The sequence below is a fragment of the Lysobacter brunescens genome, assembly GCF_042677005.1.
In the GTDB taxonomy this organism is placed as follows: domain Bacteria; phylum Pseudomonadota; class Gammaproteobacteria; order Xanthomonadales; family Xanthomonadaceae; genus Lysobacter_I; species Lysobacter_I brunescens.
In genome coordinates this window covers 1-3,949 of the sequence record NZ_JBHTIF010000009.1, presented here as the reverse complement: position 1 = coordinate 3,949, position 3,949 = coordinate 1, and the positions used below count along the sequence as shown (strand labels likewise).

Genomic DNA, 3,949 nt, shown 5'->3' with positions numbered 1-3,949 from the left:
TCGCGCGACCGAAGGCGTCGTAGGTCGTCGAGGTGCTGCGGCTGAGGCCGCCGCCGCTCTGGGTCATGCCGGTCGACTGACCTCGGGCGTCGTAGGTCCAGCTCATGGTCCGGCGCGCGGTGAAGGTGTCGGCTTCCATGTCCTGCTGCGTGACCAGTTCGCCGAACGCGTTGTAGCCGTAGCGGGTCACGTCGCGCGCGTCGCCGTCACCCCAGACCTTGCGTTCGGTCAGCAGGCCGCGGCGGTCGTAGCTCAGCTCGATCCGGCTGTTGGTCGCGCCCACCGCCACCAGCGTCGTCAGCACCGACTGCACGCTGGCGCGCGAGCCCGGCACCGGCACCGTCAGTGCACCGCCGTAGGCGATCGTGTCGATCACCCGACCCAGCGCGTCGTAGCGCGTCTCGGTGATCTCGGCCCTGGCGTTGAGGACGTTCGCCTCGTCGCGCTGGCCGCGCACCACGAAGGTCACCCGACCCTCGCTGTCGTGGAAGGTCCAGGTCTTGTTGCCCTGTGCGTCGGTGCTCTCGATCCGGCGACCCAGCAGGTCGTAGCTGTGGCGCACGCCGTACTGCGCGTACACCGCGTCCAGCGTCGCCGAAGACAACGAAGCGTGATCCAGCGGAAGCCCGCCGGTCAGCAGCTCCATCGCCTTGCGCACGCCCTCGCCGTCGATCTCGCCGATCACGTTGCCGAACACGTCGTAGCGCAGGTTGTTCGTGCGCACCTCGCTCGCACCGAACGCAGACTCGGTGCGCACCAGGCGGCCGGCTTCGTCGTAGGTATAGCGCGTGACCGTGCCTTCGTGGTTCAGCTCGGTCTCCAGCTGGCCCAGCGCGTTGAACTGGCGCTGGGTCTTGCGGAAGCCGGTCTCAGGCGCGTAGCCGGCCGTGGCCGACGCGCGCAGCGTCGACAGCGACTCGTTGCCGGCCAGGCCAGTCAGCTTGCGCTCGTACGCCTTCACCGCGCGCTGGTTCAGCGCCTCGTCGTAGACGAACTCGGTCAGGTAGCCCTCGGCGTCCAGCGAACCGACCAGGTTGCCGAGGCCGTCGTAGAACATGCGGGTGATCTGATCATTGGCATCAGCCTCGATCGACTGCTTGAGGTCCGCCAGCGTCGTGGCTGCAGGATTGGTCGTCGTATCGGCATAGCGGATCGTCTTCACCACCCGGCCGGCCAGGTCGTACACGAACTCGGTGACGTAGCCCTGCTCGTCGGCACGAAGATCGACCTGCGCGATCCTGCGGTCTGCCTTGTCATACAGGTAACGCGTGGTCCGCGCCGTCGCCGTCGTGCCCGCGCCGTCGGTCACGCTCACCTGCAGCAGGCGATCGGCAGCATCGTAGGTGTACGTCGTCTTCCGCGTCTGCGACGCATCCGCGCCCACCACCGTCTCGGCCGACACGCGGCCAGCTGCGTCGTAGGTCTTCTGCGTGACCATGTCGCGGGTGGCGTCCACCGCCACCACCAGATCGGTCGACAGCGGCGTGCCGGCAGTGTCGCTGCGCCACAGGCGGGTCGGCGGCGTTCCGGTCCACCAGTCGGACAGCGGCGTCACACGATTCGCGTACGCACGCACCTCGACCACGCGATCGGCGCCGTCGTACAGCGTCTGGGTCACCGCACCCGTCGCGTCGATCGTCGCGCTCAGGCGGCCCTTCTCGTCGTAGATGAAGTAACGGCGACCACCGCCGGCATCCTGCTCGGCGACCAGGCGGCCCGCCGTGTCGTACTTGCGCTCTGTCGTGCGCGTGGCCATCGGACTGCTCGGCGCATCGGCCTCGGTCACCGCCACCAGCATCCCGGCGGCATTGCGCACCTCGGTCCGGGTCATGCCGGTATCGGACACCACCTTGATGCTGTTGCCCGAGTCCAGGTAGGTCCAGGTGGTCAGGACCGTCGTCGCTTCATTGGCTGCCAGCCAGTCCGCATAAGCGGTCTGATTCGCCGGCGTCATGTCCCTTGGATCGGGCATCTCCGCTGTCGCTCCGCTGCGCTTGAGCGAGCTGAGCAGTCGACCCATGCCGTCGTACACGTAGTCGACGATCTCGCTCGTCGCCTCGGGCGTGCCCGCGCCCAACGCGCGACCGGTGCCACGCTGGGTGATCTGCTGACGCAGCAAGCCTTGTGCGTCGTAGGTGTAGCGGGTGATGTTCGTCGACGCATCCAGCACGCCGTCGCCCGTCATCAAACCCGAACCGAAAGTCTGCGCGACCTGCGCGTACTCGCGCTTTTCCTGCAGGCGACCCATGGCGTCGTAGCGATAATCGGTACGCTCGGTCTGGGCGAGCTTGCCGTTCGTCCAGGATTGCAACTGCCAGTGCTCAAGTCGCGTCGTCGCTGAAAGCGCGCTCACATTGTAGGTCGCACCGATAAAGCGACGTGTCGACGCAAGCAAACCGATGCCCGCGCCCGAAGAAAAATTGCCGTACAGATACTGGGTGACTTCACCAAGGGCATTGACCGAGAACGTCAGTCGCCCCAAACCATCGTATGTATAGCGCGTGACCTGCGCCGTCGACATGTCGGGATCAAGCCCCCCGGATGCTCCGTCGGGATCCGTCCCGGTGTATCGCACTTCGATCGCCAGATCGCCTCCCACATACTCACGATCGATACGATTCCCATGCAGATCCCATTCGCGCACGACATTGCCATACGAATCGTGGGCATAATCGGTTTGCGACACGACAGCCGCCCCCCGCGTCGTGCGAACCTGGGTGACGTTGCCCTGAGTGTCGTAGGCATAACTGGTCACATCCGACAGACCATCGACCTGCGGCGATTCGATCCAGGACAATTGATTCGTATGGATATTGAACACATACGTCCAATTCCTGTCGACGCGCCCCTGATCCCTGACGATGACGGACTGATAGTCCCCGGACACGGCACCATACGCATATTCGATCGCATGACCCTGGCCGTTGCCATCACCCACGACGACACGACTCACCTTGTCATTGTCATATTCGATCGACAATCGGCTGCCATCGCTGTGCTTCACTTGCGCGATACGCAGGCTCTCCTCGCCCGGGATATCCTGGTACGTGTACACCGTCCTGAACAACAGGCCGTCATTGTTCGACGCCGACGTTTCATTCCAGATGTTGTCGTTGACGGCGGTCGGCAATGTCACCCGCATCGTCGTCAGATTGATATCAGTCGGGGAGGCGTCCGGCCGAAGATCGGTCGTCACCGAACTCAAACGCCCGTGGGCATCATAGCCGTACCACACCTGCCCCTTCGCCACGCCGTTCTCGCGAGACACCACTCCCAGCAACCGCTGCGTATCTCCCTCATAGGCAAAGAACAGGCCATCACCGTCGGCCGCGCCCCCCATCGCAATGTCCGACACCACACCAAACAGACGGTCGTGTTCATCGTAGAGCAACGAATAGCTTGCTCCGCTCTTCGCATCGCGAATCGTCGTCAGGCGACCTGTCGCGTCATACGTATCGATATGCTGTGTGTTGCCGTCCTGCCAGCTCCACGGGCCATTGGCGCCGGACGCTGTGATGATGTCGTGCATACCATCGCCAACCGAAGACACGTATGCATAACGAGTCTCGTCCCACGCATACACCACCTCACTCCCATCCCCCAGATACCGCGTCACCGTACTGCCTGCGGTGTTGACCGTCCCGCTGAGATTCCCCACCCGCCGATCGAACGCGCTCATCCAGCCGTCCTGGCCCTGCCCGGCCACCGTGCCCTGGCTGTTGTAGGTGCGCAGCATCGAGACCGGCAGGCCCCGGGTCAGGATCGTCTCGTCGATGTCCTGCAGCACCAGGTTGCCGGTGGCGAGGTTGACGTAGTACCGGCTGTTGCTCTGCCCCAGTCGACCGGAACCGCCCGAGGCGCCCCCGAGCTGGGTGAAGGAGGAGTTGAACAGCCCGAGACCGGTTCCGGTGAAGACAGCAGCCATGGAGTAACCCTTTGATCCGTATGG

The 3,949-nt window shown here is 64.4% G+C and carries 1 protein-coding gene; it reads right to left on the bottom strand.

What is annotated here, in order from left to right; translation table 11 throughout:
- Positions 1–3,925 (bottom strand): DUF6531 domain-containing protein (locus ACFQ0E_RS19080; protein WP_386826603.1); only part of this gene is annotated, 3,925 nt, incomplete at its 3' end.
- Positions 3,926–3,949 lie beyond the last annotated feature (24 nt).